The 1,114-nt window shown below is 56.9% G+C and carries 1 protein-coding gene; it reads right to left on the bottom strand.

What is annotated here, in order from left to right; translation table 11 throughout:
- Positions 1 to 1,114, bottom strand: a 1,114-nt coding sequence (locus VZ95_RS20730) for an MFS transporter (protein ID WP_045777554.1), incomplete at both ends; no start/stop codon positions are given.

Below are 1,114 nucleotides of genomic sequence, written 5' to 3'. Positions count from 1 at the left end.
TTGGTATCGTATCCTTGGTTTCCGGCAGCAGGAAGGCCCCGATGACGAAGCAACCGACCGCGATGATGATCGGATACCAAAGCCCGTAGTAAATATCGCCCTGCATCGCCACCAGCGCGAAGCTGATCGACGGCAGGAAGCCCCCGAACCAACCATTCCCAATGTGGTACGGCAGCGACATAGAGGTGTAGCGAATGCGCGTCGGGAAAAGCTCGACCAGCATCGCCGCAATCGGGCCGTATACCATCGTCACGTACAGAACGAGGATAACAAGCAGCACGAGGACACCGAAGTGGTTGATCTTGGACGGATCAGCTTTCGCCGGATAGCCCGCATTCTTAATCGCTTCAGCGAGCTTCGCCTTATCGTAACCCTTCACTTCAACGTCGTTGAAGCGAACGATCAGTTCAGAGCCGGCCGGAGCCACCTGATTGGTGTAGTTCACCGACGAGCGCGCCAAATCACTGCGCGCCAGATCGCAGGCATTCGTGAACTTCATCGTGCCGGTCGGGTTGAACTGGAACGAGCAGGCAGCCGGATCGGCGAGAACAACGACCTTATTTTTTGCCTGAGCGGCAGCCAGATCGGGATTCCCGAAGTGGGTCAGCCCTTGGAAGATCGGGAAATACGTGACCGCCGCGAGCAGCATACCGCCGAGAATGATCCATTTACGGCCAATCTTATCGGACAGCGCCCCGAAGACGATGAAGAACGGCGTGCCGATCAACAGGGAGCCGGCGATCAAATAGTTGGCGGTTTCGCCATCGATCTTCAGCGTCGAGGTGAGGAAGAACAGCGCGTAGAACTGCCCCGTATACCAAACGACGGCCTGACCGGCGACAGCACCCAGCAGTGCAATCAAGACGAGCTTCAGATTCTTCCACTCGCCAAAAGCTTCGGTCAACGGAGCTTTTGACTGCTTGCCTTCAGCTTTCATGCGCTGGAAGGTCGGCGATTCATTCAGCTTCGTCCGAATCCAGACCGAGATCGCCAGCAGGAAGATCGAGATCAGGAACGGCACGCGCCAGCCGTAATCATCGAAATCCTTCGGGCCGAAATAATTGCGGCACCCGAGGATCACGAGCAGCGAGAGGAACAGCCCCATCGTTGCCGT

The organism is Elstera litoralis, assembly GCF_000963705.1.
GTDB lineage: Bacteria > Pseudomonadota > Alphaproteobacteria > Elsterales > Elsteraceae > Elstera > Elstera litoralis.
The sequence above is the reverse complement of the archived record's forward strand: the minus strand, read 5'-3'. Positions and strand labels throughout refer to the sequence as shown.